Raw genomic sequence first — 26,067 nt, 5'->3', positions numbered from 1 at the left:
GCTTCACGCCCCTCGCGCGGCGCGCGCCGCCGCGGCGCCAGCCCAGCCGATGAAGAACTCCTCGAGCAGCAGCGTGGTGTTCGCCTGCGTGGTGGTGGCGAGTTCACGCGCACGCACCGCGGCGTCGAGCCGCTCGAACAGGAACACCGCCGGAACGCCGGCGGCGAGCCGCCGCAGCGTCGCGCCGACATCGGGGTTGGCGAGGCGCGGCGGGGTGCCGGCCATGGTAAGGCGGATCATGTCCTGGTGCCAGCCGACGAGCCAGTCGAGCGCCTCGGGCAGGGCGCCTTCGGCCCAGATCTCGGCGGTTCGCACCGGATCGGCACGCCCGCCGACGAGTTCGGCGAAGGCGTCGAACAGGCCGCGGCGCCGCGGCAGCGCGGCGCGCAACGCCCGCGCGCGCAGCGGCGCGCCGCCGGCGAGCGCGAGCAGGGTGCCGGCGTCGTCGGCGCCTTCCTGCGCGGCGAGCCAGGCGCCGGCCTCCTCCGCCGGCGGCACCGGGAAGGCGAGTCCCTGGCAGCGGCTGCGCACCGTCGCCGGCAACTGCCCCGGGCACTCGCTGACCAGCAGCAGCACGCTGTGCGGCGGCGGCTCCTCGAGCGTCTTCAGCAGGCTGTTGGCGGCGTTGACGTTCATCTGCTCGGCCGGCTCGATCAGCACCACCTTGTCGCCGCCGAACTGCGCGGTGCCGCCGAGGAACTCGGCCAGTTCGCGGATCTGGTCGACGCGGATCGGCTTGCGCGGCTCGGCCGGCGCCACGTGCCGCCAGTCCGGGTGATGCCCCGCCGCGCGCGTGCGGCAGCCGCGGCAGCGACCGCAGGCACCACCATCGGCAGTGGGCGTCGTGCACAGCAGCGCCGCGGCGACGGCGTGGGCGAAGTCGCGCTTGCCGACGCCGGCCGGGCCGCTGAGCAGCCAGGCATGGGCGAGCCGCCCGGCGGCACGGGCCTGCGCGAAGCGCGCCCAGGCCGTGCGCTGCCACGGATACGGCGCACTCATGCGCCGGCCCCGCCGCCGAGCAGCGGCGCGAGCGCGTCCAGCAGCCGCGCCTGCACGGCCTCGACCGACTGCGCGGCGTCGATCACCGCGTAGCGCGCCGGCTGCGCCGCGGCACGCTCGCGGTACACCGCGCGCACCCGCTCGAAGAACCCGAGCGTCTCCGCCTCGAAGCGGTCGGCCGCCCCGCGACGTCCGGCGCGGGCGAGGCCCTGCGCCACCGGCAGGTCGAGCACCAGCGTCAGGTCCGGACGCAGGCCGCCCTGCACCCAGTCCTCCAGCATGGCGATGCGCTCCGGCGCCACGCCGCGGCCGCCGCCCTGGTAGGCGTAGGTGGCATCGGTGAAGCGGTCGCACAACACCCACTCGCCGCGCGCGAGCGCCGGCCGGATCACGCGCTCCAGGTGCTCGGCGCGCGCGGCGAACATCAGCAGCAGTTCGGCGTCGCGCGCCATGCCACCGTCGCGCGGCGCCAGCAGCACGCGGCGCAACTCCTCGCCGAGGGCGGTGCCACCGGGCTCGCGGGTGGTGAGCACGCGCAGTCCGCGGGCCGCGAGCGCCTGCGCGAGGGCGTCGAGCTGGGTGCTCTTGCCGGCGCCCTCGACGCCTTCGAGGGTGATGAAACGCCCGCACGGGCGCGGCGTGTCGGGGTTCATGGCGCACTCCGCTGGCGTTGCAGATAGTCGCGCACGTGCCGGTTGTGTTCTTCGAGCGTGGCCGAGAACACGTGCCCGCCGTCGCCGCGGGCGACGAAGTACAGTTCGTCGCCGGGCAGCGGGTCGACCGCCGCGGCCAGCGCGGCGAGCCCGGGCAGCGCGATCGGTGTCGGCGGCAGGCCGCGGCGCGTGTAGGTGTTGTACGGGGTGTCGCTGCGCAGGTCGGCGCTCTTCAGGCGCCCGTCGTAGCGCTCGCCCAGGCCGTAGATGACCGTCGGGTCGGTCTGCAGCGGCATGCCGCGGGCGAGCCGGCGCACGAACACGCCGGCGACGCGCCGGCGCTCCTCGGGCACCGCGGTCTCCTTCTCGATGATCGAGGCGAGGATCAGCACCTCGTCGGGGCTCGCCAGCGGCAGGTCGGAGCGCCGCCGGGTCCACACCTCGTCGAGCCGCTGCTGCATCGTCCGGTAGGCCCGGCCGAGGAACTCCAGGTCGGTGGTGCCGGCGGCGAAGCGGTAGGTGTCGGGAAAGAAACGCCCCTCGGGGTGCTCGCCCGGGTGGCCGAGGCGCGCCATGATCGTCGCCTCGTCGAGGCCGGCCAGCGTGGCGCGCAGCTTCGGGTGCGCCTGCACGGCGGCGAAGGCCTCGCGGAAGGTCCAGCCCTCGACCAGCGTGAGATCGTACAGCACCACCCGGCCGGCGGCCCACTGCTCCAGCAGCGCCCGCGCGCTGGTGCCGGTCGCGAGCCGGTACTCGCCCGCCTTGAGGCGCGGCGCGTAGCCGCTGACCCGCGCGTAGACGACGAACAGGCGCGGCGCATCGAGCACGCCCTGCTCGGCGAGGCGGGTGGCGAGCTGGCCCACCGAGCTGCCCGGCGGCACCTCGAAGGTGAGCCCTTCCGGCGGCAGGTTCAGCGGGCGGTCGAGCAGGCGCTGCACCTGCAGCGCGCCGGCGAGCAGCCCCAGCACGACGAGCGCGGCGACGAGCGCGAGCAGACGCCCGCGCCGCGCGCGCAGCCGGTCGAACCAGCCGCCGCTCATGCGCCGCGGGCCACGGTGACGGCGGCGGCGAGGCGGCGCAGGTCGGCGTGCACCGCGTGCCAGGTCCGCCCTTCCAGTTCGCGCACCGGCCACAACCCGATCACGCTGTTGCTCAGGCCCACGCCGTCGGCCGCCAGCACCTCGGCCGGCCGCAGCGCCGCCTGCGCCACCACGAGGCCGAGCCCGCGGGCGGCTTCGAGCACCACCTCGCGCATCACCCCGGCGATGCCGGCGCCGTCCAGCGGCGGCGTGAGCAGGCGACCGTCGCGCAGCACGAACAGGTTGCTCATCGTGCCTTCGACGACGTGGCCGTGCGGATCGCACATCAACCCCTCGGCGATCGTCGGATCGTCCCACTCGGCGCGCGCGAGCACCTGATCGAGGCGGTTCAGGTGCTTCAGCCCCGCCAGCCGCGGGTTCAGCGACAGCGGGTGGGCGCACCAGCGCACGCGCACGCCGCCCGTGGCGTGGCCGGGCGGATGCGCCGGCCACGGGTGCAGGCTCAGCACCCGCGTCGGCCGGCACGGCCGCGGCGGCGCGTAGCCGCGCCCGCCGACGCCGCGCGTGACGATGAGCTTGAGCACCCCCCGGGCGACGCCGCGGCACAGCTGCTCCGCCTCGGCGGCGAGCAGGCCGGGGTCCGGCAGCGGCAGCGACAGGCGCTCGCCGCCGCGCGCGAGGCGGGCGAGATGCGCCGTCCACAACTCGGGGCGGCCGTCGCGCACGGCGAAGGTCTCGAACAGGCCGTCGCCATACTGCAGCCCGCGATCGGCGACCGCGAGGGCATCGGCCGGACGGCCGTCGACGAGCACTCCGGGCATGCTCATACCGCGGGCGCCCCCAGCGCGAGCAGCACGCCGCGGGCCTTGGCGCGGGTTTCGTCGAGTTCGCGCGCGGGCACCGAGTCATAGACGATGCCGGCCCCGGTGCGCAGCCGCAGCCGCTCGCCGTCGAGGCTCAGCGTGCGGATCAGGATGTTGAGGTCGAGGTCGCCGTCGCGGTTCAGGTAGCCCATCGCCCCGGTGTAGGGCCCGCGGCCCACCCCCTCCAGCTCGGCGATGATCTCCATGCAGCGCACCTTCGGGCAGCCGGTGATGGTGCCGCCGGGGAACACCGCGCGGATCGCACGCCCGGGCGTGATCCCCGCGCGCAGCTCGCCGCGCACGTTGGAGACGATGTGGTGCACGTGCGCGTAGCGCTCGAGCACCATCAGTTCGTCGACCCGCACCGTGCCCGGCCGGCACACCCGGCCGAGATCGTTGCGCTCCAGATCGATCAGCATCACGTGCTCGGCGCGCTCCTTGACGTGCGCGAGCAGTTCCGCCGCGAGGGCGGCGTCGCTGGCCGCATCGGCACCGCGGCGGCGCGTGCCGGCGATCGGCCGGGTCTCGGCGATACCGCCGCGCACGCGCAGCAGGCGCTCGGGCGAGGAACTCACCACCGCGGCCGCGCCGAAATGCGCCAGGCCCGCGAACGGCGCCGGGTTCGCGGCACGCAGCCGTGCGTACAGCTCCCCGGCATCGACACCGGCGGCGATGCGCCCCTGCCAGGCGCGCGACAGGTTCACCTGGAACACGTCGCCGTCGACGATGTAGCGCAGGATGCGCGCGACGCCATCGAGGTAGGCCGCGGCGTCATCCTCGACCAGCGCGCCGTCGAGCACCGCCGCCGTGCCCGGCGCGACCGCCGCGGTGACGCGTGCGACGTCGGCCTGCAGCACGTCGAGCAGGGCGTCCTGGCCGGCCTCGGCGACCGCCCAGGCGCACTGCGCGTCGTGGTCGATGACGATCGCCGCCGGGATGCGCGTGGCGCACGCCAGCGGCAGCGCCTCGGGTGGCGCCGGCAGGTGCAGGCGCGGTTCCACCTCGGCGGCGAGTTCGTAGCCGAGATAGACGAACCAGCCACCGCGGAACGGCAGCGCGGCGGCGGCGGGGTCGGCCGGCAACCGCTCGGCCGACCAGGCCGCGTCGAGCGCACCGAGAAAATCGACACCGGGCGCGGCGACGAGGCGCGCGCCGGGACAGGCGAAGACGATGCTGTGCCGCGCCAGCGGCCCGCCGCGCGCCGCGCTTTCGAGCAGATAGGGGTAACGCGCGGGGTCGAGGCGGTGCAGCGCCAGCGGATCGGGCACCGCGCCGAGGAGGCGATGCGGGGTCATCGATGAAACGCTCGCAGCCGGGTGGCGGAAGGGTCGCGACGGACTGCGGCAGGGCATCCCACGGCAACGTGCTGCGTACCGGCCGACCCGTCGGGGTCGGACCGGTACGCAGCACGCCGGGCAGGTGGATATCAGCGCAGCCGACGGAAGATCACGGTGCCATTGGTGCCGCCGAAGCCGAACGAGTTCGACAGTGCGACGTCGATCGGCATCTCGCGCGCCGTGTGCGGCACGTAGTCGAGATCGCAGCCCTCGCCGGGATTGTCGAGGTTGATCGTCGGCGGCGCCACCTGGTCGCGGATCGCGAGCAACGCGAAGATCGCCTCGATGCCGCCGGCGGCACCGAGCAGGTGGCCGGTCATCGACTTGGTGGAGCTGACGGCGACCCGGCGCGCGGCATCGCCGAAGGCCGCCTTGACGGCATCGCTCTCGGCGACGTCGCCCGCCGGCGTCGAGGTGCCGTGGGCGTTGATGTACTGGACGTCACCGGGGTTCAGCCCGGCGTCGCGCAGCGCATTCAGCATGCAGCGCCGCGCACCGTCGCCGTTCTCGGCCGGCAGCGTCATGTGGTAGGCGTCGCCGCTCATGCCGAACCCGGCGAACTCGCCGTAGATGTGCGCACCGCGCGCCCGCGCGTGCTCGTACTCCTCCAGCACCATCACCCCGGCGCCGTCGGCGAGCACGAAGCCGTCGCGGTCGCGGTCCCAGGGCCGGCTCGCCTGCTCGGGCGCGTCGTTGCGCGTGGACAGCGCACGCGCCGCGGCGAAGCCGCCGAGCCCGGTAGGGGTGGTGGCCATCTCGGCGCCGCCGGCGATCATCACGTCGGCATCACCGTAGGCGATCATCCGCGCGGCCTCGCCGATGTTGTGCGTGCCGGTGGTGCAGGCGGTGACGATGGCGATGTTCGGCCCCTTCAATCCGTAGCGGATCGACAGGTTGCCGGAAATCATGTTGATGATGCTGCGCGGCACGAAGAACGGCGAGATCTTGCGCGGGCCGCCTTTCAGGTAGGACTCGTGCCCCTCTTCGATGCCGCCGAGGCCGCCGATACCCGAGCCGATCGCCACGCCGATGCGCTCGGCGTTGGCCTCGGTGATTTCGAGCCCGGCATCCTCGATCGCCTGCACCGCAGCACCGATGCCGTAATGGATGAAGGTGTCCATCTTCTTGGCATCTTTCTTCGGGATGTAGCGATCGAGGTCGAAGTCGCGCACGGCGCCGCCGAAGCGGACCGGGAAGGCGCTGGTGTCGAAGCCCGTCAGCGGCGAGATCCCGCTCTTCCCGGCCAGGATATTGGCCCAGGCGCCCGGCACGCTGCTCCCGACGGGGGACACGATGCCCAGCCCCGTCACTACAACACGTCTCTTGGCCAAACGGTTGTCCTCTTTGTCGGACTGCGGTCGGCACCGCGCCGCAGCGCCATCACTGCGGCTTACGGACGCGGCCGCAAACGGCTCACCCCAGATGCGCGCTGACGTAGTCGATCGCCTGCTGCACCGTGGTGATCTTCTCGGCATCCTCATCGGGAATCTCGCACTCGAATTCCTCTTCGAGCGCCATCACGAGTTCGACGGTATCCAGCGAGTCGGCACCCAGGTCGTCGACGAAGGAGGCGTCGTTGGTGACCTGTTCTTCCTTCACGCCAAGCTGTTCGATGATGATCTTCTTGACGCGTTCTTCAATGCTGCTCATGGAGTCCTCGCAAACGAAAGGTCGGGGGCAAATGCCGCCGGTATTGTAGGTAAAACATCGTGTCCCATCCACCGCAAAGAAGCTCGAAGCAGCCACCATGTGGTGGGAAAGGCTCTTGAAAATCAGTAGCTAAACAACACGAGCGGAGCCGTTGACGGGCTCACGCCATGTACATGCCGCCATTGACATGCAGCGTCTCGCCGGTGATGTAGCCGGCGCGCTCCGAGGCCAGGAAGGCCACCGCGGCCGCCACGTCCTCGGGCGAGCCGAGGCGCGCGAGCGGCACCGCGCCGATCAGCACGGCGCGCTGCTCATCGGGCAGCGCACGCGTCATGTCGGTGTCGATGAAGCCCGGCGCGACCGCGTTGACCGTGATGCCGCGCGATCCCACCTCGCGCGCGAGCGACTTGGTGAAGCCGAGCAGGCCGGCCTTGGCGGCGGCGTAGTTGGTCTGGCCGGCATTGCCCATGCTGCCGACCACCGAGCCGACGTTGATGATGCGCCCGTACTTGGCCTTCATCATGCCGCGGATCACCGCCTTGCTGAGGCGGTACACCGACGTGAGGTTGGTGGCGAGGATCGACTCCCACTCCTCGTCCTTCATGCGCATCAGCAGGTTGTCGCGGGTGATGCCGGCGTTGTTGACGAGGATCGTCGGCGCCCCGAAAGCTTCGGTGACCGCCTTCACCGCGGCCTCGACCGAAGCGGCATCGGTGACCTGCAGCACCAGCCCCTGGCCGCGCAGGCCCTGGGCGAGCAGGTCCTGCGTGATCGCGTCCGCGCCGGCGGCCGACGTGGCGGTGCCGACGACGACCGCGCCCTCGCGGCCGAGTTCGTGCGCGATGGCGCGGCCGATGCCGCGGCTGGCGCCGGTGACCAGCGCGACCTGCTTGTCCAGACTCATCGTTCAGTTCCTCCCGAGTTCGGCGAGCACGCCGTCGACGCTCGCGCAGTCGGCGAGCGCCGGCGCCGCCAGCCCCTTGACGATGCGCTTGTTGAGGCCGGCGAGCACCTTGCCGGGACCGCATTCGACCACCGTGGTGACCCCCTCGGCCGCCATCCGCGTGATCGTCTCGACCCAGCGCACCGGGCTGTAGAGCTGGCGCACCAGCGCCTCGCGGATCGCCTCCGGCGCGTCGTGGCTGGCGACGTCGACGTTCTGCAGCACCGGGATCGCCGGCCGCTGCACCGGCACCTCGGCCAGCAGCAGCGCAAGGCGCTCGGCCGCCGGGCGCATCAGCGCGCAGTGCGACGGCACGCTCACCGGCAGCGGCAGCGCCCGCTTGGCGCCCCGCACCTTGGCGGCCTCGCAGGCCCGTGCCACCGCCGCCGCGCTACCGGCGATCACCACCTGGCCCGGCGCGTTGAGGTTGACCGGGCTCACCACCTCACCCTGCGCGGCCTCGTCGCAGGCCGCCTGCACGTCGGCGTCGGACAGCCCGAGGATCGCCGCCATGCCGCCGGCACCGACCGGCACCGCCTCCTGCATCAGCCGCCCGCGCGCCGCGACCAGCCGCACCGCGTCGGCGAATTCGAGGCTGCCCGCACACACCAGCGCGGTGTATTCACCGAGGCTGTGCCCGGCGAGCAGCGCCGGGCGCGCACCGCCCGCGGCCTGCCACACCCGCCACAGCGCCACGCCGGCGGCGAGCATCGCCGGCTGGGTGTTGTGGGTCTCGTTCAGCGACGCCTCCGGCCCCTGCTGGACCAGCGCCCAGAGATCGAAGCCCAGCGCGTCCGCGGCCTCCGCGAAGGTGGTGCGCACCTCCGCGCGCCCGGCGCCGTCGGCGAGCATGCCGACGGCCTGCGAGCCCTGGCCGGGAAAGGTGAACGCGAGGCTGGAAACGGTCGTCATCGATCCTCTCCTGTGGTGAACGTCGGGCGACGGCGCAGACCCGGCGGGCGCTTCAGAAGCGCACCAGCGCCGAGCCCCAGGTGAAGCCGCCGCCGAAGGCCTCGAGCAACAGCAGCTGGCCGCGCTGGATGCGTCCGTCGCGCACCGCGACGTCGAGCGCCAGCGGCACCGAGGCCGCCGAGGTGTTGCCGTGCTCGGCAACCGTGATCACGACCTTGTCGAGCGGCATGCCGAGCTTGCGCGCGGTCGCCGCGATGATGCGGATGTTGGCCTGATGCGGGATCAGCCAGTCGATGGCGTCGGGCGCGAGGCCGTTGGCCTCGAGCGTCTCGACGACGATCGCGCCCAGCGTGTTGACGGCCATCTTGAACACTTCGTTGCCGCGCATCTCGACGAAGGCGCGGTTCTGGCGGGTCTGATCGTAGCCGCTGGACACCCCGTTCGGCACCCAGAGCAGTTCCTTGTAGCGACCGTCGGCGTGCAGGTGGGTCGACAGGATGCCGGGCTCGTCGGCGGCTTCGAGCACCACGGCGCCGGCACCGTCGCCGAACAGGATGCAGGTGCCGCGATCGGTGTAGTCGAGGATGCGGGTGAAGGTCTCCGCACCGATCACCAGCGCGCGCCGCGCCGTGCCGAGGCGCACGTACTTGTCGGCGATGTCGAGCGCGTAGACGAAGCCCGCGCACACCGCCTGCACGTCGAAGGCCGGACAGCCGTAGCAGCCCAGCCGCTGCTGCAGCTGCGTGGCCACGCTCGGGAACACGTGATCGGGGGTGGTGGTGGCGACGACGATCAGGTCCACGCTCGCCGGGTCGACGCCGGCCATGTCGAGCGCGCGTCGGGCGGCCTGTTCGGCCAGGTCGCAGGTGGTTTCGCCCGGCGCGGCGACGTGGCGCCGCTCGATGCCGGTGCGCTCGCGAATCCAGGCGTCGGTGGTATCGACCAGCGCCTCCAGCTCGGCATTGGTCAGCACCTTCTCGGGCAGGTATCCGCCGGTGCCGGTGATCTTGGCGTGGCTCACTGGGCTTGTCTCTCGGCGTGGAGCGCCGCAAGGCGCGTGTGGATGCGCTGGGGCACCGCCTTCTCGACCTCCAGGATGGCGATCTCGATGGCATTGGCGAAGGCGAGCCGGTCGGCGCTGCCGTGGCTCTTGATCACGATGCCCTGCAGGCCGAGCAGGCTTGCGCCATTGTAGCGGCGCGGATCGATCCGCCGCCCGAAGGCTTTGAGTACCGGCATCGCCGCGAGTGCGGCGAGGCGCGTCAGCAGGTTGCGCTTGAACTCGAGCGTCATGAAGTGCCGCGCGAGCTTGGCGACGCCTTCGCTCGTCTTCAGCGCCACATTGCCGACGAAGCCGTCGCAGACCACCACGTCGACGTCGGACAGGAAGATGCCATCGCCCTCGACGAAACCGATGTAGTTGAGGCCGCTCGCCACCAGCAGGCCATTGGCGTCCTTGACCTGCTCGTTGCCCTTGATGTCCTCGGCGCCGATGTTGAGCAGCCCCACCCGCGGCCGTTCGATGCCGTCGACGGCATGGGCGAGCTCCGACCCCATCACCGCGAACTGCAGCAGGTGCTCGGCCTTGCTGTCGACGTTGGCGCCGAGGTCGAGCATGTGGGTATGCCCGTGCACCGAGGGGATCGACGTGCAGATGGCCGGTCGATCGATGCCCGGCAGGGTCTTCAGCACGAAACGGGCGGTCGCCATCAGCGCGCCGGTGTTGCCGGCACTGACGCAGGCGTCCGCCTCGCCGCTGCGCACGAGGTCGATCGCCACGCGCATCGAGGAGTCCTTCTTCGTGCGCAGCGCGAGCGCCGGCGCGTCGTCCATCGCGACCACTTCGCTCGCGTGACGCAGCTGCAGGTTCTCGCGCGCCGTGGCCTTGGCGGCCGCGAGACGCGACTCCAGCTCCTCGCGGCGCCCGACCAGGATCAGGCGCAGGTTGCTGTGCGCATCGAGAGCGGACAGTGCGGCGGGCACGACCACATCGGGGCCGACGTCCCCACCCATCGCGTCGAGCGCGATGGTCGGCGGTCTCGTCATGAGCGACAACCCGGGAACAAGGGAACAGTTCTAACGATCACGCCTCCGCAAGGGAGGCGTGGCGACGGCAAACGGCCCGGCACGGTGCCGGACGTCGCTCAGGCGTCGGACTTGGGCGCGATCACGCGCCGGCCGCGGTAGAAGCCGTCGGGCGACATGTGGTGACGCAGGTGGGTTTCACCCGAGGTCGGTTCGACGGACAGCGCGTTGGTCGCCAAGTGGTCGTGGGCGCGGCGCATGTCGCGCCTGGAACGGCTCTTGCGATTCTGTTGGACGGCCATCGTGGATTCACTCCTGAGTTTTCGATTCTTTCAACAAGGACGGCAGGGCCGCGAAGGGGTTGGGCTTCGCCTCGCTTACCGCCGTCGTCGCCGGCTGCGGCACGACGTAGCCGCAGGCCTCGCATTCGTGCAGCGTGTCATGCATCGCCACCAGCGGCAGGGCGAGGATCAGTTCGTCCTCGACCACGTCGGCGGGCACGACGCCTTCCTCCCCCACCACCAGCGGCTCGTAGGCCCCCGGCAGCGCCGCCGCGCGGCCGTCGTCGGCGATCGGCGCCAGCGTCGAGTGCGCGTGCAGCGCCGTGCGTACCGGACCGAGGCAGCGCTGGCATTCCAGCAGCACGTCGGCGTCGATTTCCGCTTCGAGCAACGAACGCCCGTCGGCATCCACATGCCCCGTCAGCCGGTAGCGCGCTTCGCCTTCCGCGCTCTGCAGCGCACCTGCCAGCCGTTCGAGGCGTGCCAGCGGCAGGGAGCCTTCGAGCGTCTGCCCGGTGCTTGCGAACTTCCAGGGATCGAACGTCGCGAAGGGGCGGCTACGCATAAGGCGCGCAACTATAGTGACTGGCCCGAACCAAGTCAAAGCGCGCGGACAGCGGCGCTTGCACCGATATCGGGCGCCGCCTACGCTGCGCGGCTCTCCCAACGACACCGCTCCTCACCATGTCCGACGCCCTGCCAGACGGCCGCCGCCTCGTGCTCGCCTCGACCTCCCGCTACCGGCGTGAACTGCTCGCGCGCCTCGGCCTGCCGTTCACGACCTGCGCGCCCGACTGCGACGAGACCCCGCGACCCGGCGAGGCGCCGGCGGTGCTGGTGGAGCGGCTGGCGCGCGCCAAGGCGGCGTCGGTCGCCGCCCGCGAGCCGCACGCCCTGGTGATCGGCTCGGACCAGGTGGCGGTGCTCGACGGCGCGATCCTCGGCAAGCCGGGCGACCACGCGCGCGCCGTCGCCCAACTCGCCGCCGCCGCGGGGCGCCGGGTCGAATTCCTCACCGGCCTGTGCCTGCATGACGGCGCGAGCGGCCACGTGCAGTGCGACGTGGTCCCCTACGCGGTCGAGTTCCGCGCGCTGACGGCGGCGCAGATCGACACCTACCTGCGCCGCGAGCAGCCCTACGACTGCGCCGGGAGCTTCAAGTCGGAAGGGCTCGGCATCGCGCTCTTCGAGCGCCTCGACGGCGATGATCCCAACGCCTTGATCGGACTGCCGTTGATCCGCCTCGTGCGAATGCTCGAAGCGGCCGGCGCGACGGTGCTCTGAGGGGCGGCATGTAACGCGACATTGACGAGCGGCAATGCGCCACGCAAAAGGGGCTGGTCAAACCAGATTTTTTTTTTCATGATGCGCACTCGATGCGTCGCCTCCTGGCGCATCGTGCTGTGTTTTACCCCCCCTCCGATGCGTGTCGGCTGTTCCCGCAACGGGTGCCGCCAAACGACACCGTCGTTAAGGCGACGCACGGATGTGTCGCCATTTTTTTCCGCCGCCCGCCTTGACGCCTGACTCCGCCACCGCATGACGCTGCGTTCGCTGCTGCAGGAGGACCCGCCGCCGCGCATCGTCGCGCTGATCGAACGCCATCGACGCTGGTGGCCGGTGTTCAGCTTCGCCTCGGGTGTGGCGAGTTACCTGCTGGTACAGCGCACCGACGCACGCGCGCCCTGGATCGCCGGCCTGCTCGCGCTGGGCTGGCTGTGGCTGCTGCTCGAACCCTGGCTCGCCCGGCTGCGCGGCTACCGCCTGTCGTGGCGACTCGGCCGGCTGCTGAGCCAGGCCGTGCACCAGGAAACGCTGTTCTTCACGCTGCCCTTCCTGCTCGCGGCGACCGACTGGTCGAGCCCGCAGGGCCTGTTCACGCTCGCCGTCGCCGGCGCCGCGCTGGTGTCGATCACCGACCCCGTCTACAACCGCCGGTTGCGCGCGCGACGCGGGCCCTACCTGTGCTTCCATGCCTTCACGCTGTTCCTCGCGGTGCTCGCCGTCGCCCCGATCGTGTTCCGGCTCGACACCGCGCGCAGCTACGCCTGGGCGGTGGCGATCGGCACTCTCGGCGCGCTGCCGGGACTGCTGCATCTATATGGGCGGCGGCGTTACTGGCTCGGCGTGCCGTTTGCCGCGGCACTGGCCGGGAGCGCCTGGCTGCTGCAGCCCTGGGTGGCGCCGGTCACGCTGTGGCTGACCGAGGCCGCCGTGGTGCGCGGCGTCGACGAGGCGCGCCGCCTCCCCGGGCCGGCGCTGAGCCACCTCGAAGCCGGCACGCTGCGCCGCGGCATCTACGCCTTCACCGCGCTGCACGCGCCGCTCGGCCTGCGCGAGCCGGTGTTCCACGTCTGGCGCCTCGACGGGCGCGTCGTCGACCGCATCCGCCTCGACATCGCCGGCGGGCGCCGCGAGGGCTACCGCGCCTGGAGCCGCAAGCAGGCCTTCCCCGACGATCCGGTCGGCGACTGGACGGTCACCGTGGAGACCGCCGGCGGCCAGCGCGTCGGGGTGCTGCGCTTCACGGTGGACCGCACCCGCTGAACCCAAGCGGGCACCGGCACCGTCATGCCACCAGCCGCAGGCCCGGCGGCAGCGCCTCGCCGAACACGCGCTTGCGGTCGGCCTCGTCGAGTTCGACCACCTGCTCCACCATCCGCACCCACGACTCCGGCTGGCGCGCCGCGCGCAGGCGCTCGGCGACGCGGGCGCGCAGCGCCGGGTCGACGTCGCGGGCGCGGTCGCCGCTCGCGCGCGCCAGCAGCGCGGCGGCGAGCGGGGCCGCGGGCGCGCCCTTCCAGTCGGCGGCGAGCGCCCGCTCGCACCACGCGGCGGCGCATGCCGCCGGCACCACCGCATGCGCGCTGCCGTGGAAGGGCACGCGCGCGCCCAGGCGCCCGAGCGCCCACCAGATCTGCGCCGGTTCGCCCTTGCGGCCGAGGCGCTCGCACAGCGCCTCACCGAGCGCCACCTTGCGCGCCGGGGCGACGCGTTCGAGGCTGCCGGCGAGGCGCACGCGGTCGTCGAGCGCCGCGGGCGCGCCCTTGCCGGGCGGCGCGCGCAGTTCGGCCTCGATCGCATCGAGCAGGGTCGTCTGCGCGGCGGCGTCGAGCCCGCCGCAGACGCGCCGCCACAGCGTCCACCACTCGGAGACGACCTGGGCATCGCCGGCGTACTGCACCCCCTGGCCGAACAGCGTCCACACCTGGGCGATGCGCCAGTCGTCGAGCGGGTAGCCGAAGCCGGGGCGCAGGCCGTAGCCGGCGAGCCAGAACCACAGGCGCTCGTGGTCGGCCGAGCGCCGCCGCCGCCGCGCGCCTTCCCACAGCACGCCGAACAGTTCGCGCAGCAGCGCGGTGTCCCACTGCTCGCGCGGGCCGAGCAGGCGTTCGAGGTCGAGCCGCAGGGTCTTGACCTCCTTCGCGGCCACGTCCTTCGACCGGCTGCCGTAGAGGCGCAGGATGCGCTCCGCGGCCTCGCCGAAGCGCGCGTGCACCGCGACCGCCGGCAGGGCCTCGGCGCCTTCGCCGCGCAACGCGAACTCGAGCTGCCAGCGGCGTTCGGCCGGCGCCGCGGCGACGCAGGCGAGCGCGAGCGTGCCGACCTCGGACAGCGCCGCGGCCAGCTCCACGCGCGCCTCGCCGCGGCCTTCGAGCAGCGTCGCGACCGGCGGCAGCGCGGTGAAGTTCTCGACGTCCACCGCCACCAGCTCGCCGGCCTTGCGCGGCGTCTCGTCGGCGCTCGCCACCAGTGCGAAGTGCACCGGCTCGCCCAGGCGCAGCGCGAACACGCGCTCGGGCAGGCGCAGCTCCTGCCCCTCCTCGCTGCCGCGCGGCAGCACGCACACGCCCTGGCGGCCGGCGTCGCCGTCGAGCAGCAGAAAGTAGCTGCGCGCCGAGCCGCCGCCGATGCGCACGCCCTCGCCGCGGCGTGCGCGCAGGAAGGCCACCGCCCCGCGCGCCACGGCGAGGTCGGGGTCGGCGTTGGCGAGCAGCCGCGGCGGCGCCCCGGCCCAGTCGCCGAGCGCGGCGAGCAGGCGCTCGCGCAGCGCCGCGGCGTGGAACACGCCACCGTTCAGCAGCACCGCGTCGGGCAGCGCCACGGCGTCGGCAACGTCGTCCGCGAGGTCCAGCGCGGTGCGCGCCGCAGCCTGGTGGCGGGCGAGGAAGGCCGCGATGTGGCGGGTGATCGCGGCATCGGCCGCGTACGGCAGGCCGAACTCGACCAGCGCCGCGCGCCGCCCCTGCGGGCGTTCGTCGAGACCGCAGCGCGGCAGGAAGCCCTCGACCAGCCAGTCGCGCACCTCCTCGCGGCCGAAGCCGACCGAGCGCGCACCGCCGATCAGCCGCCCGCCCTCGCCGAGCAGGGTCACGCTGACGCTGTCCGGGGCGTCGGCGGCGAGCAGGCGCTCCTTGGCGCGCCGGCACTGCTGCACCAGCGCGGCCAGCCGCGCGGCCGACAGGCGTTCGCCCTCGGCGAGCAGGCGCCGCTCGGCGACGTGGGCGAGCAGCAGGTCCATGTTGTCGCCGCCGAGCATCAGGTGATCGCCGACGCCGATGCGCGTCAGCCGCGGCGCATCGCTGCCCGGTTCGACGCGGATCAGCGTCAGGTCGGTGGTGCCGCCGCCGACGTCGACCACCAGCAGCAGGTGCACGTCGGCGAGCGCCGCGCCGAGCCCCTCGCCGTGGCGGGCGATCCAGTCGTAGCAGGCCGCCTGCGGCTCCTCGAGCAGGCGCACGCCGCCGAGGCCGGCCCGCCGCGCGGCCTCCACGGTCAGCAGCCGTGCGCCCTCGTCGAAGGAGGCCGGCAGCGTCAGCGCGACCTCCTGCGCCTCCAGCGGCGCGTCGGGAAAACGGTGGTTCCAGGCCGCGCGCAGGTAGGCGAGGTAGGACGCCGAGGCGTCGACCGGCGACACCTGTGCGACCCCGGCGGCCGCCCCCCACGGCAGGCACGCCGCGGTGCGGTCGACGCCCGGGTGCGACAGCCAGCTCTTCGCGCTGGTGACCAGCCGCCCCGGCACCTTGGCGCCGAGCTCGCGCGCGAGTTCACCGAACACCGCCGTGCCGTCCCAGGCCGCCCACGGTAGGCCGAGGTCGGCCGCGGCGAGCTCGCCGGCCGCCGGGTGGTAGCGCAGCGACGGCAGCTGCGGCCGTGCGGCGACCTCGCCGGGGGCGACGAGCTGGTCGACCGCGAACATCGCCACCGTCGCGGCGGGGTCGCGGGTGTCGGCGTAGGCGACGAGGCTGTGGGTGGTACCGAGATCGATGCCGACGAGGTAGCGGGACATGCGGGGCTCCGGCGGACAGCGCTGCGGACAGGGGGACGGACGGCGCGGGCGAGTCTAGCAGGGCGCCGCCGCGCTGCCGGCGCAGCACGGCCGCAACGAAAAGGGGCCTCGCGGCCCCTGTGTCGCCCCGGCGGCGCCGGGCCGGCGGTTCACCCGGCGTGCACGTCGAGCGTCGCATGCTCGCGCGCATCGCCGATCAGGTCGCGGTAGGCGTGCCACGAGGCGTACCCGAGCAGCGGCATCGTCAGCGCGAGCCCGATGCAGAAGGTGGCGAAACCGAAGATGCAGAAGACCACGATGAACAGCGCCCACAGCGCGCAGGCGAGCGGGTTGGTGCGCACGGCGCGCACGCTCAGCGCCATCGCGCTCAGCGGATCGAGGCGGCGGTCCAGCATCACCGGCACGGTGATCAGGCTGACGACGAACATGCCGGCCAGCGCCAGCAGCATGAGCGGCAGCAGCATCAGCACGTACTTCTGCCCGGCCGGCCAGGCGAGGATCTGCGCCGCGGTGTCCGGCAGGTTCGCCGGATCGGCACCGACGGTCCACGCGTACAGCAGGTTGTTGAGTCCGGCGACGGCGAACAGGGCCACGCCGACGATCAGGCCGAAGGTGATGATCGCGGCGAAGTTGCCGCGCCAGCAGACCATCGAGCCGACCAGGTCGACCGCCTCGCCGCGCTCGATCTGGCGGCTGATGTCGTACAGCCCCATCGCCAGCAGGCTGCCGAACATCAGGAAGCCGGTGGCGACCATCACGCCGTGGTGGAAGTGCCCGGACACCAGCTCCACCAGCAGGTAGCCCATCACCGCCATCAGCACGCCGTAGAACAGGCTCGCGAGCGGCGCTCGTCGCAGGTCGTCCAAGGCGTCGGTGATCCAGTTGCCGGAGGCCGCGTAGTGCACGTGGCGGACCGTGGGGCGCTCGGGGGAGATCGCATGGGCGCTGAGTATCGTGGTCATGATGCCCTCCTCATCGGTGCTCGCTGGGGAACCCGCTACCCGGCCGGGGGCCGGATAAGCGCTGTGATCGCGGCAGGTGCGCCAGGTTGCATCGGCGGACGAAAAAACCTGGCGCCGCGCGCCGGATTCGCGCTTGCCGCCCACCACGCCCTTGCCGATGATGCGCCGCCCCTTCCCGCGCCATCCGCCAGGTGTGTCATGACCGACTTCTCACGCCCGCTCGCCGACGTCTCCCGGCACCGCGACTTCACCCCCCTCACCGACGCCGACCTCGACGAACTCGACGCCGCCCTGCTCGCGCTCGCCGAGGCCGGCCGCGGCGCGCTGCCGCTCGACTCCGTCCACGGTTTCTTCGCCGGCGACCTCTGCGGCCCCGGCCCGCGCCCGCTGGCCGAGGCCGTCGACTTCGCGCTCGGCGCCGCCCCCGCCTTCGCCTCGCCGCGCCAGGCCGAACGCGTGCGCGCGCTGCTCCGCCGACTGTGGATGCAGGTGCGCGCCGAGCTCGAGGACGAAGCCTTCGAGCCCCTGCTCTACGCCGGCGACAGCGACGACGACGTGCCGGTGTTCCAGGGCTGGTGCCTCGGCTTCCTCGATGCGGTCGAATCCAGCGAGGCCTGGCAGGACGCCCTCGACGCCGAACCCGACGACGCCGAGGAGGACCCCGACAGCCTCGCCCACGCGCTGCTGCCGATCGTCACGCTGGCCTACCGCGCGATCCACGAAGCGCTCGAGGACGCCGCCGGCGACGACACCGCGCCCGACGACGAACTCCCGCCCGACACCCGCGAAATGGTCGCCGCGCTCGACGACGAGACCCTGCACGAGCTCGCCGACAGCCTCGGTCCCGCCGCCTGCCTGCTGCATGCCACCTGCGCCGGGCTGCGGGCCGCATGGGCCGAGCCGCAGCAGCCGGTGCGCGTCGACAAGATCGGCCGCAACGACCCCTGCCCCTGCGGCAGCGGCAGGAAGTTCAAGAAGTGCTGCGGGGCGAACGCCGACTGACACCGCCTCAGGCGCCGCGACGGCGCCCGCCGAGGCCGTGCTTCTTCAGCAGGTAGCGCAACTGGTCGTAGCCGAGCCCCAGCGCGCGCGCCGCGGCGCGCTGGTTGTGGCGGTGCGCGGCGAGCGCGGATTCGAGCAGGTGGCGGGCGTGGGCGTCGAGCGCGGCGCCGAAGTCGCCCGGCACCGCGGACGGCGACGCGACCTCCGCCGCCGGTGCGGGCAGGGCCTGCCACGGTGCGGCGAAGGGGTCGAGTTCGAGCGTGGCGATCGGGCGCTCGGGGTCGGCCTCGCGGTAGACGGCGCGCTCGACGACGTTGCGCAGCTCGCGCACGTTGCCCGGCCAGTCGTGGGCGGCGAGCGCGGCGAGGGTGGCGGGGGTGAAGCCGGGAAAGCCGTCGCGGCCGAGTTCGAGCGCCATCGCGCGGCCGAAATGCGCGGCGAGGCGCGGGATGTCGTCGCGCCGCGCCCGCAGCGGCGGCACCTGCAACACCTCGAACGCCAGGCGGTCGAGCAGGTCGGCGCGGAAGCGCCCGGCCGCCGCCTCGCGCGGCAGGTCGGCGTGGGTGGCGGCGACCACGCGCACGTCGACGGCGATCTCGGCGGCGGCGCCGACGCGCGCGAAGCGCCCGTACTCGATCGCGCGCAGCAGCTTCTCCTGCACGCTCGCGGTGGCGTTGCCGATCTCGTCGAGGAACAGCGTGCTGCGGTCGGCCAGCTCGAAGCGGCCGATGCGCCGGCGCAGCGCGCCGGTGAAGGCGCCGGCCTCGTGCCCGAACAGCTCGCTCTCGAGCAGGTTCTCGGCCAGCGCGGCACAGTTGAGCGCCACCAGCGGCCGCTCCCAGCGCCGCGACAGCAGGTGCAGGCGCGCGGCGACCAGTTCCTTGCCGGTACCGCGCTCGCCGATCACCAGCACGGGGCGCGCGAGCGGGGCGACCGCCGACACGCGTTCCTTGAGTTCGAGCATCGGCAGCGAGTCGCCGAGCAGCGGCGGCAGGTCGGGCGCGTGGGTTGGCACCTGGCTCCACTAAAAATTGCCGAAGATCGGCAGAATCTACCAATCCATGGCAACCCAAGCCAGCGGCAGCGCCCCCAAAGCCCCCATCGGCTCATGGACTTGCCGATGCGCTTCAGGGCTGGCACGGCCCTTGAGAGCCCCCGGGTGAACGCGGCGGCGTCCCCGCCGCGGTCCCGACCCCGACCCGAGGAGATCGCCATGGGCATTTTTTCGCGCTTCGCCGACATCGTGAATTCGAACCTCAACGCCATCCTCGACCGCGCCGAGGAGCCGGAGAAGATCGTCCGGCTGATGGTGCAGGAGATGGAGGAGACGCTGATCGAGGTACGCGCCACCGCCGCGCGCACCATCGCCGAGCGCAAGGAGCTGGAGCGCAAGCTGGCGCGGCTGCAGGCCGCCCAGGGCGACTGGCAGGGCAAGGCCGAACTCGCGCTCGCCAAGGGGCGCGAGGACCTCGCCCGCGCGGCGCTCGCCGAGAAGGCCAAGGTCGGCGAGGCGGTACGGGCGCTGCAGGACGAGCTCGCGCAGCTCGACGCCACCCTGGCGCGGCTCGGCGACGACATCGCCAAGCTCGAAGCGAAGCTGCGCGAGGTGAAGGCCAAGCAGAAGGCGATCGAGCTGCGCCAGCAGGCCACCTCGTCGCAGCTCGAGGTGCGCCGGCGCCTGCACGACAACCGCATCGAGGAGGCGCTGACGCGCTTCGAGAAGATGGAGGCCCGCATCGACGCCACCCAGGCCGAGATCGAGGCCTACGACCTCGGCCGCGGCCGCAGCCTCGGCGAGGAACTCGGTGCGCTCGCCGGCAACGCGGCGATCGACGAGGAGATCGAGCGCATGAAGGCGCGCCTCGCGGCGGACCGCAAACCCGCGGGCGGCGCCTGAGCCATGGGGGGCGTTGCAGCCATGTTGTTCAGCATGGCGCTGATCGCCTTCGTGGTGGTCGCGCTGCCGGTGTGGATCGTCGCGCACTACCTGGTGCGCTGGCGCGCCGCACGCGTGATCTCGGGCGAAGACGAAACCCTGCTCGCCGAGCTGCACCGCACCGCCGAGCGCCTGGAAGGCCGCGTGCAGACGCTCGAACGCATCCTCGACGCGGAACTGCCGAACTGGAGACGGGACCATGACTGAGCCTTACCCGCCGCGCCCGCGCGCCACGCGCCTCTACCGCATCCCCGAGGCCGGGCGCATCGCCGGGGTGTGCGCCGGCATCGCCGACTACTTCGGCCTCAGCACCACCGGGGTGCGCCTGGTGACGGTGCTCGCCGGCGTGTTCTTCACGCTGCCGGTGGTGTTCCTCTACACCTGCGCGGCGGTGTTCGTGCCGCCTCGCCCGCGCGCGCTCTACGCCAACCCGGCGGAGGAGGCGTTCTGGCGCGGCGTGCGCACCGAGCCGGCCGGCACCGTGCGCGACCTCGACCGGCGCTTCGAGCGGCTCGACCGCCGCCTGCAGGCGCTCGAAGCCGGCGTCACCTCGCCGGCGTTCAAGGTCGCGCGCGACATCCGCAACCTGGGCTGAAACGCCGCCGGGGCGGGGGCTCGCGTCCCCCGCCCCGGCGGCGCGTTGCGGCCGCGGCACGTCACGCGGTGCGCAGGTACCACTGGTAGTCGACGTCGCTGACGGTGGCGTTGAACTTCTCCCACTCCTGGCGCTTGGTCGCGCAGAACAGCGCCCGCAGCCCCTCGCCCAGCGCCTCGCGCAGGAACCCCGAGCGCTCGGCGCGCTCGAGGGCGTCCGGCCAGTGGATCGGCAGCGGCGCACCGCCCTGCGCATAGCCGTTGCCGACCAGCGGCGCCCCCGGGTCGAGCCGTTCGGTCAGCCCCTGGTGGATCGCCGTCAGCACCGCGGCGAAGGCCAGGTAGAGGTTGGCGTCGGCGCCGGCCACGCGGTGCTCGACGTGGCGGCTCGGCGCCGGCCCGACCGGCACGCGCAGGCTCACGGTGCGGTTGTTGATGCCCCAGCTCGCCGCCACCGGGGCGTAGCTGTTGGCACGGAAGCGCCGGTACGAGTTGGCGTTGGGCGCGAACACCGCCATCGCCTCGGCCATCGTCGCCATCATCCCGCCGACGGCGTGGCGCAGCAGCGGCGTGCCGGCGGGGTCCTCGGCGGCGAACACGTTGTGGCCGGCGGCGTCGTTGAGGCTGGTGTGGATGTGCAGCCCGCTGCCCGAGGTGCCGCCGAAGGGCTTGGCCATGAAGGTGGCAACCAGGCCGTGCTTCGCCGCCACGCCGCGCACCAGGCGCTTCCACATCACCGCCTCGTCGACCGCGCGCAGCGCATCGGCGCGGTGGTGCAGCGTGATCTCGAACTGCCCCGGCGCGAACTCCGAGATCGTCGTCTCGCTGGGGATGCCCTGCGCATCGGCCGCCGCGTGCAGCTCGGCGAGCAGCGGCGCGAGTTCGTCGAGCGGCGCGAGTTCGTACACGCGGGTGTTGTCGGTGCCGCCGGCCTCGCCGTTGTACGGGCGCGGCCGTCCGGCGCGCACGCTCTCGGCGTCGAGCAGGTAGAACTCGAGCTCCGCCGCCACCACCGGCGTGTAGCCCAGCGCCTGCAGGCGCTCGACCGCGCGCACCAGCGCGTGGCGCGGATCGCCGGCCACCGGCGTGCCGTCGAGCTCGTACAGCGAGATCAGCGCCTGCGCGCTCGGCACCGGTGCCCACGGCATCGGCACCAGCGTGCCCGGCACCGGCAGGCAGAGCTTGTCGGCGTCGCCGTTCTCCCAGGCGAGGCCGGCGGCATCGACGTCGTGGCCGAGCAGGTCGAGGCCGAAGATCGTGCACGGCAGGTAGCGCCCCTGCGCGTAGATCGGCGCGAGCTCGTGGCGGCGCACGGTCTTGCCGCGCTGGATGCCGTTGAGGTCGGTGAACAGCAGTTGGATGGCGTCGACCTCGGGATGCGCGGCGAGGAAGGCCTCGGCCTCGGTCGCGGAATGCGGGATACCGTTCATGCGCCACCTCCGGCGAGCAGTTCGTCCAGGCAGGTGCCGAGCGTGGCGACGAGGCGTTCGACGTCCTCGCTGCGCGTATCGGGACAGACCAGGGTCATGTTGTGGAACGGCGTGATCAGCACGCCGCGGTTCAGCAGATAAAGGTGTAGCGCGTGCTCGAGCGCGTGGATGCTCGCGTGGGCGGCCTCGGTGCCGTTGCGCGGCGGCGTCGGCAGGAAGCCGAACTCCGCGCGCGCGCCGAGCCGGGTGATGAACCACGGCAGCCCGCGCGCGCGGATGACGCCGGCGATGCCGTCGGCGAGGCGCGTGGCGAGCGGCAGCATCCGCGCGTAGGCCGCGGGCGTCATCACCGCTTCGAGGTTGGCGCGCATCGCGGCGAGGGTGAAGGCGTTCGCCGACAGCGTCGTGCCCATGCCCGAATGGCCGCCGTCGACGCTCGCGCGCACCGCGCGCAACCGCGTCGCCACCTCCGCCGAGCACCCCCACACCGCGGCCGGCAGCCCGCCGGCGATCGGCTTGCCGAGCACAAACAGGTCGGGTTCGAGCCCGTGGGTGCGCGTGTAGCCACCGTAGCCGGTGCTGATGGTGTGGGTCTCGTCGATCAGCAGCAGCGTGCCGTAGCGGCGCGTCAGCGCGCGCAGGCCGGCGTGGAAGCCCGGCTCGGGCAGCACGATGCCGATGTTGGTCAGCGCCGGCTCGGTGATCACCGCGGCGACGTCGCCGTCGCGCAGCGCCGCTTCGAGCGCGTCGAGATCGTTGAACTCGACCACCCGGGCGAGTGTGGTGAGGTCGGCGGCCTGGCCGAGCAGGCCCGGGCGGTGCACCGCGCGGCCGTCGCGCAGGCGCACGAAGGTCTCGTCGACCGCGCCGTGGTAGCAGCCGTTGAACACCAGGATGCGCGGGCGCCCGGTCACCGCGCGCGCCACCCTGAGCGCGAAGCGGTTGGCGTCCGATGCGGTGGTCGCCACCTGCCAGTACGGCAGACCGAAAGCCTCCTGCAGCAGGCGGCCGACGGCGATCGCGTCGGCGGTCGGCAGCATCGCGGTCAGGCCGCGGTCGGCGCGCGCCCGGATCGCCGCGGCGACCGGTTCCGGTGAATGGCCGAACATCGCGCCGGTATCACCGAGGCAGAAATCGGCGTAGTGGTGCCCGTCGACGTCGGTGAAGCCGGCGCCGCGGGCGGCTTCAAGGAACAGCGGGAAGGGCGTGCCCCAGTCGAGCATCCAGTGCATCGGCACGCCGTCGAGCAGGACGGCGCGCGCAGCTTCGGCGAGTTCGCGGCTGCGCGGGCGCCCGGCGGCGAAGCGGGCGCGCTCGCGGGCGGTGAGCGCCGCCAGCGCATCGGCGCGGATGCCGGCGATGAGTTCGGTGATTTCGAAGGTAATGTGATCATACATGGGCTCTCTCCAGATGGTATGAGAGCACAGATGTACACCGGAACAGGGGCTTGTGTGAACCCCTGCCCAGAAATTTTGATCACATTTCAGCGAGCATCACTCACCTCGCTTGCCGGCGCTGCGCCGACTCAGGCGGCATCCTCGCCACGCACGTCGAGTTCGACCTTCCAGCGCTCGGCGCCGTCGCGGCTGACGGCCTCGAGCGCGAGCGTGCCGATCTCGGTGACGCGCGCGTGCAGGTGCACGGGCACGACGTCGCCGGCGGTGCGGCCTTCGGCGGGCAGAGTCGCCTCGATCGCCGGCAGCTCCTCCAGTTCCTCGTCGCGCCAGAACTCCAGCACCGTGCCGACGGCATCCTCGCGCCGGGTGCTGGAGCCGAAGAAGCGGAAGCGCACCGGCTCGCCCACCACGAGTCCGACCTCCTGCGGCGGCAGCGCGGCTTCGGTCCCCTCCTCCATGCCGAACGGCGCCAGGCACAGCGCTTCGAGCGGCGGCTCCAGCCCCGGCACCGCGGGCATCGCGCTCTCCACGCCGACGTAGTAGGCGCGCGCCGTGCCGCCGCGGATGCGCACGCCGCGCCCGCGCCGCACGCCGCCGTAGTAGGCCGCTCCGCGCGCGACCGCGTGGTCGAGGTGGATGCCGGGCAGCGCCCGCACCGGCGGCGCGCCTTCGGCTTCGAGCCAGGCGTTGAGGGTGGTGAGCACGCGCGTGGCGAGCGCCCCGGCCTTGAACACGCCGCCGTTGAACAGCACCGCGGTCGGGTGCAGGAAGCTCGCCTGCGCCGGCAGCGTCACCCCGCAGGCGGCGGCGGCATCGAGCTGACGGGCGAGGAAGGCGGCCAGGTGGCGGGTGACGCCGGCGTCCTGCGCGTAGGGCAGGCCGAGCTTGGTCAGACCGGCACGCGCGCGCACCGCCGGGCGGGCGTCGGCGCCCACCACCGGGAAGAAGCCCTCGACCAGCGTGCGCTCGACCTCCTCGCGCGTGAGCTCGGTGCGCAGCGTGCCGCCGATCAGGCGCGAACCGCGGCTCGGCACCACCACCGGCACCGCCTGCACGCCGGCGTCGGCGAGGATCTGCTCCTTCGCCGCCCGGCAGCCGTGCACCAGGCCGTTGACCTGCCAGGGTTCGAGCTGGGTGCCGGCGGCGGCGAGCTTGGCGCGCAGCACGTGGGCGAGCGCGAGATCCATGTTGTCGCCGCCGAGCAGGATGTGGTCGCCGACCGCGACGCGGGTCAGTGCCAGTTCGCCATCGCGCTCGGTGACGGCGATCAGCGAGAAGTCGGCGGTGCCGCCGCCGACGTCGACCACCAGGATCACGTCGCCGAGCTTGACCTGCTTGCGCCAGCCGCCGGCCGTCGCCTCGATCCACGCGTACAGCGCCGCCTGCGGCTCTTCGAGCAGCGTGAAGTCGGCGAGACCGGCCGCGCGCGCGGCCTCGGCGGTGAGCTCGCGCGCCGCCGGGTCGAACGAGGCCGGCACGGTCAGGATCACCGACTGCGCGGCGAGCGGCGCCTCGGCGTGACCGGCGTCCCAGGCGCTGCGCAGGTGTTCGAGGTAGCGCACGCTGGCGGCGAACGGCGACACGCGGGCGACCTCCGCGGGCGCCTCGACCGGCAGGATCGCGCCGCGCCGGTCCACGCCCGGGTGGCACAGCCAGCTCTTCGCGCTCGACACCAGCCGCAGCGGCGTCTTCGTGCCGAGGCTGCGGGCGAGTTCGCCGACCGCGAAGCCCTCGCTCGCCCCCCACGGCAGCGTGAGGTCGCCGGCGGCGAGTTCGTCGGGGTGCGGCAGGTAGAGGAAGGACGGCAGCAGCGTGCGCGCCTCCACCGCCCCCGGGCCGGTGAGCTGCGCGATCTCGACGAGTTCGGGGACGGGCTCGGTGTCGACCTCCCGCTCGAGGTCCACGGCGGCCATCACGCAGTGCGTGGTGCCGAGGTCGATGCCGACGGTAAAGCGCTGTTCATTCATGGGTCAGGCGTCCATCAGGAGGGGGTGAACCGGTAGGGCCGCGTGCGGGTGGCACGCTACGGCCCCTGACGTGCCGGCCGCGCGGGGTGCGGCGACCGGCGTCGAGCGGAGCACCACGGCCGCGGCAGCGGCGTGGCGCGGGATGCTCAGAGTTCGACCTCGGCCGGGGCGATCACGCTCACCGCGTGGCCTTCGGCGAGCCGTGGCAGGCGCACCTCGGTGACGCGCCAGCCGCGGTGCACCAGGGTACCGTTGAACGGCGCGGCGCCGACCACGTTGCCGGTCAGGCGCAGGCTCGACGCATCGAAGCCGGCGGGCACGCTGAGGCGGCTGCCCTCGTTCTCGCTGCGCACCGGGGCAAGCGTGAAGTGCGTGCGCAGCACCTTGCGGCACCCGGCATGCACCACCCGCGCCGCGGCGCCGATGTCGGTGTCGGAGTAGCCGGCGACGTCCTCTTCGAGGAAATCGACGAAGCGCCCGTCCTGCTGCAGCAGGCCGAGCAGTTGCAACGCCGCGTCGGGGCTCGCCTCCTTCAGTACCGGCGCGGGTTCGCGGGCGGGCGCAGGCGGTGCGACCGGCTCCGGCGCGGCCGGCACCGGCGTCGCGACGACGGGGGGCAGCGGCTCGGCGGCCGGCGGCGGCGCTTCGCCGCTGCGCAGGCGCGCGACGCCGGCGGCGAAGGCCCCCGAGCACAGCGTGCGGCCGAAGGCGCTGAAGGCGAGGAAGCAGCGTTCGAAGAACGAAGGGTTGGGTTCCGACATGAAAAGCTCCGGGTCTGGCTGGAAC

Annotated in this window: 26 protein-coding genes; 6 read left to right on the top strand and 20 right to left on the bottom strand. The window is 73.1% G+C overall.

Annotation, left to right across the window (positions count from 1 at the left end):
• Window positions 1-3: 3 nt before the first annotated feature.
• The 13 genes from EV699_RS03330 to EV699_RS03270 form a co-directional block, all read right to left on the bottom strand.
• Window positions 4-999 carry a DNA polymerase III subunit delta' gene (locus EV699_RS03330; RefSeq protein WP_132538930.1) on the bottom strand — a complete coding sequence of 332 codons (996 nt, stop codon included), beginning with the start codon at window positions 997-999 and terminating at the stop codon, window positions 4-6.
• On the bottom strand, window positions 996-1,652 hold the full coding sequence (tmk, locus tag EV699_RS03325) for a dTMP kinase (protein WP_132538928.1): 657 nt from the start codon (window positions 1,650-1,652) through the stop codon (window positions 996-998). The genes EV699_RS03330 and tmk overlap by 4 nt, the downstream gene beginning before the upstream one ends.
• Window positions 1,649-2,692 carry an endolytic transglycosylase MltG gene (mltG, locus tag EV699_RS03320; protein ID WP_132538926.1) on the bottom strand — a complete coding sequence of 348 codons (1,044 nt, stop codon included), beginning with the start codon at window positions 2,690-2,692 and terminating at the stop codon, window positions 1,649-1,651. The genes tmk and mltG overlap by 4 nt, the downstream gene beginning before the upstream one ends.
• Window positions 2,689-3,519, bottom strand: coding sequence for an aminodeoxychorismate lyase (gene pabC, locus EV699_RS03315; protein ID WP_243662535.1), 831 nt, complete (start codon window positions 3,517-3,519; stop codon window positions 2,689-2,691). Before pabC ends, mltG begins: the two co-directional genes overlap by 4 nt.
• Window positions 3,516-4,850, bottom strand: a complete 1,335-nt coding sequence (locus tag EV699_RS03310; RefSeq protein ID WP_132538924.1) for an aminodeoxychorismate synthase component I — start codon at window positions 4,848-4,850, stop codon at window positions 3,516-3,518. Before EV699_RS03310 ends, pabC begins: the two co-directional genes overlap by 4 nt.
• Before the next feature lie 131 nt (window positions 4,851-4,981).
• On the bottom strand, window positions 4,982-6,223 hold the full coding sequence (fabF, locus tag EV699_RS03305) for a beta-ketoacyl-ACP synthase II (RefSeq protein WP_132538922.1): 1,242 nt from the start codon (window positions 6,221-6,223) through the stop codon (window positions 4,982-4,984).
• 82 nt (window positions 6,224-6,305) lie between these two features.
• The gene (gene acpP, locus EV699_RS03300) at window positions 6,306-6,542 is read right to left on the bottom strand and encodes an acyl carrier protein (RefSeq protein WP_132538920.1); all 237 of its coding nucleotides are present in this window, start codon (window positions 6,540-6,542) and stop codon (window positions 6,306-6,308) included.
• 160 nt (window positions 6,543-6,702) lie between these two features.
• Entirely contained in the window at window positions 6,703-7,446 is a 744-nt protein-coding gene (gene fabG, locus EV699_RS03295) for a 3-oxoacyl-ACP reductase FabG (RefSeq protein WP_132538918.1), read from the bottom strand.
• 3 nt (window positions 7,447-7,449) lie between these two features.
• Window positions 7,450-8,397 carry an ACP S-malonyltransferase gene (gene fabD, locus EV699_RS03290; protein WP_132538916.1) on the bottom strand — a complete coding sequence of 316 codons (948 nt, stop codon included), beginning with the start codon at window positions 8,395-8,397 and terminating at the stop codon, window positions 7,450-7,452.
• A 52-nt stretch (window positions 8,398-8,449) separates the two neighbouring features.
• The gene (locus EV699_RS03285; RefSeq protein ID WP_132538914.1) at window positions 8,450-9,418 is read right to left on the bottom strand and encodes a beta-ketoacyl-ACP synthase III; all 969 of its coding nucleotides are present in this window, start codon (window positions 9,416-9,418) and stop codon (window positions 8,450-8,452) included.
• Window positions 9,415-10,443: a phosphate acyltransferase PlsX gene (gene plsX, locus EV699_RS03280; RefSeq protein WP_132538912.1), complete on the bottom strand. Its 1,029-nt coding sequence runs from the start codon at window positions 10,441-10,443 to the stop codon at window positions 9,415-9,417. Before plsX ends, EV699_RS03285 begins: the two co-directional genes overlap by 4 nt.
• Before the next feature lie 98 nt (window positions 10,444-10,541).
• Complete coding sequence (gene rpmF / locus EV699_RS03275) at window positions 10,542-10,724, bottom strand: 50S ribosomal protein L32 (RefSeq protein WP_132538910.1); 183 nt, start codon at window positions 10,722-10,724, stop codon at window positions 10,542-10,544.
• A 7-nt stretch (window positions 10,725-10,731) separates the two neighbouring features.
• The gene (locus EV699_RS03270) at window positions 10,732-11,268 is read right to left on the bottom strand and encodes a YceD family protein (protein WP_132538908.1); all 537 of its coding nucleotides are present in this window, start codon (window positions 11,266-11,268) and stop codon (window positions 10,732-10,734) included.
• A gap of 119 nt (window positions 11,269-11,387) precedes the next feature.
• Between EV699_RS03270 and EV699_RS03265 the strand changes: the two genes are divergently transcribed.
• Together EV699_RS03265 and EV699_RS03260 are read left to right on the top strand one after the other, a co-directional pair.
• Entirely contained in the window at window positions 11,388-11,987 is a 600-nt protein-coding gene (locus EV699_RS03265; protein ID WP_132538906.1) for a Maf family protein, read from the top strand.
• A 255-nt stretch (window positions 11,988-12,242) separates the two neighbouring features.
• Complete coding sequence (locus EV699_RS03260) at window positions 12,243-13,250, top strand: DUF5924 family protein (protein WP_132538904.1); 1,008 nt, start codon at window positions 12,243-12,245, stop codon at window positions 13,248-13,250.
• A gap of 22 nt (window positions 13,251-13,272) precedes the next feature.
• Here EV699_RS03260 and EV699_RS03255 read toward each other — a convergent pair whose 3' ends face one another.
• Both EV699_RS03255 and EV699_RS03250 read right to left on the bottom strand, forming a co-directional pair.
• A complete protein-coding gene (locus EV699_RS03255; RefSeq protein WP_132538902.1) occupies window positions 13,273-15,993 on the bottom strand; it encodes an Hsp70 family protein in 2,721 nt (906 codons plus the stop codon).
• Between the two features lie 149 nt (window positions 15,994-16,142).
• Window positions 16,143-16,955: a DUF2189 domain-containing protein gene (locus EV699_RS03250; protein ID WP_132538900.1), complete on the bottom strand. Its 813-nt coding sequence runs from the start codon at window positions 16,953-16,955 to the stop codon at window positions 16,143-16,145.
• Window positions 16,956-17,153: 198 nt separating this feature from the next.
• Here EV699_RS03250 and EV699_RS03245 point away from each other — a divergent pair, with 198 nt between their 5' ends.
• Window positions 17,154-17,957: a UPF0149 family protein gene (locus EV699_RS03245; RefSeq protein ID WP_165904008.1), complete on the top strand. Its 804-nt coding sequence runs from the start codon at window positions 17,154-17,156 to the stop codon at window positions 17,955-17,957.
• Between the two features lie 7 nt (window positions 17,958-17,964).
• On the opposite strand, the gene EV699_RS03240 is transcribed toward EV699_RS03245, so the two are convergent.
• The gene (locus tag EV699_RS03240; protein ID WP_424450017.1) at window positions 17,965-18,972 is read right to left on the bottom strand and encodes a sigma 54-interacting transcriptional regulator; all 1,008 of its coding nucleotides are present in this window, start codon (window positions 18,970-18,972) and stop codon (window positions 17,965-17,967) included.
• Window positions 18,973-19,170: 198 nt separating this feature from the next.
• On the opposite strand from EV699_RS03240, the gene pspA reads away from it, so the two are divergent.
• Genes pspA through pspC form a run of 3 tightly spaced genes read left to right on the top strand, consistent with a single transcriptional unit; the run spans window position 19,171 to window position 20,488 of the window.
• Window positions 19,171-19,854, top strand: coding sequence for a phage shock protein PspA (gene pspA, locus EV699_RS03235; protein WP_132538898.1), 684 nt, complete (start codon window positions 19,171-19,173; stop codon window positions 19,852-19,854).
• A 21-nt stretch (window positions 19,855-19,875) separates the two neighbouring features.
• Window positions 19,876-20,100 (top strand): envelope stress response membrane protein PspB, encoded by a 225-nt coding sequence (gene pspB / locus EV699_RS03230; RefSeq protein WP_132538896.1) that lies wholly within the window; start codon window positions 19,876-19,878, stop codon window positions 20,098-20,100.
• A complete protein-coding gene (gene pspC / locus EV699_RS03225; RefSeq protein WP_132538894.1) occupies window positions 20,093-20,488 on the top strand; it encodes an envelope stress response membrane protein PspC in 396 nt (131 codons plus the stop codon). Before pspB ends, pspC begins: the two co-directional genes overlap by 8 nt.
• Before the next feature lie 61 nt (window positions 20,489-20,549).
• Here pspC and EV699_RS03220 read toward each other — a convergent pair whose 3' ends face one another.
• From EV699_RS03220 to EV699_RS03205, 4 genes are all read right to left on the bottom strand, one after another.
• A complete protein-coding gene (locus tag EV699_RS03220) occupies window positions 20,550-21,917 on the bottom strand; it encodes a glutamine synthetase family protein (protein WP_132538892.1) in 1,368 nt (455 codons plus the stop codon).
• Complete coding sequence (locus tag EV699_RS03215; RefSeq protein ID WP_132538890.1) at window positions 21,914-23,314, bottom strand: aspartate aminotransferase family protein; 1,401 nt, start codon at window positions 23,312-23,314, stop codon at window positions 21,914-21,916. The genes EV699_RS03220 and EV699_RS03215 overlap by 4 nt, the downstream gene beginning before the upstream one ends.
• Before the next feature lie 128 nt (window positions 23,315-23,442).
• Entirely contained in the window at window positions 23,443-25,281 is a 1,839-nt protein-coding gene (locus EV699_RS03210) for an Hsp70 family protein (protein WP_132538888.1), read from the bottom strand.
• Window positions 25,282-25,427: 146 nt separating this feature from the next.
• Window positions 25,428-26,042: a DUF2760 domain-containing protein gene (locus EV699_RS03205; protein WP_132538886.1), complete on the bottom strand. Its 615-nt coding sequence runs from the start codon at window positions 26,040-26,042 to the stop codon at window positions 25,428-25,430.
• Window positions 26,043-26,067: the final 25 nt, after the last annotated feature.

The sequence above is a fragment of the Plasticicumulans lactativorans genome (assembly GCF_004341245.1).
Lineage (GTDB): Bacteria > Pseudomonadota > Gammaproteobacteria > Competibacterales > Competibacteraceae > Plasticicumulans_A > Plasticicumulans_A lactativorans.
The sequence above is the reverse complement of the archived record's forward strand: the minus strand, read 5'-3'. Positions and strand labels throughout refer to the sequence as shown.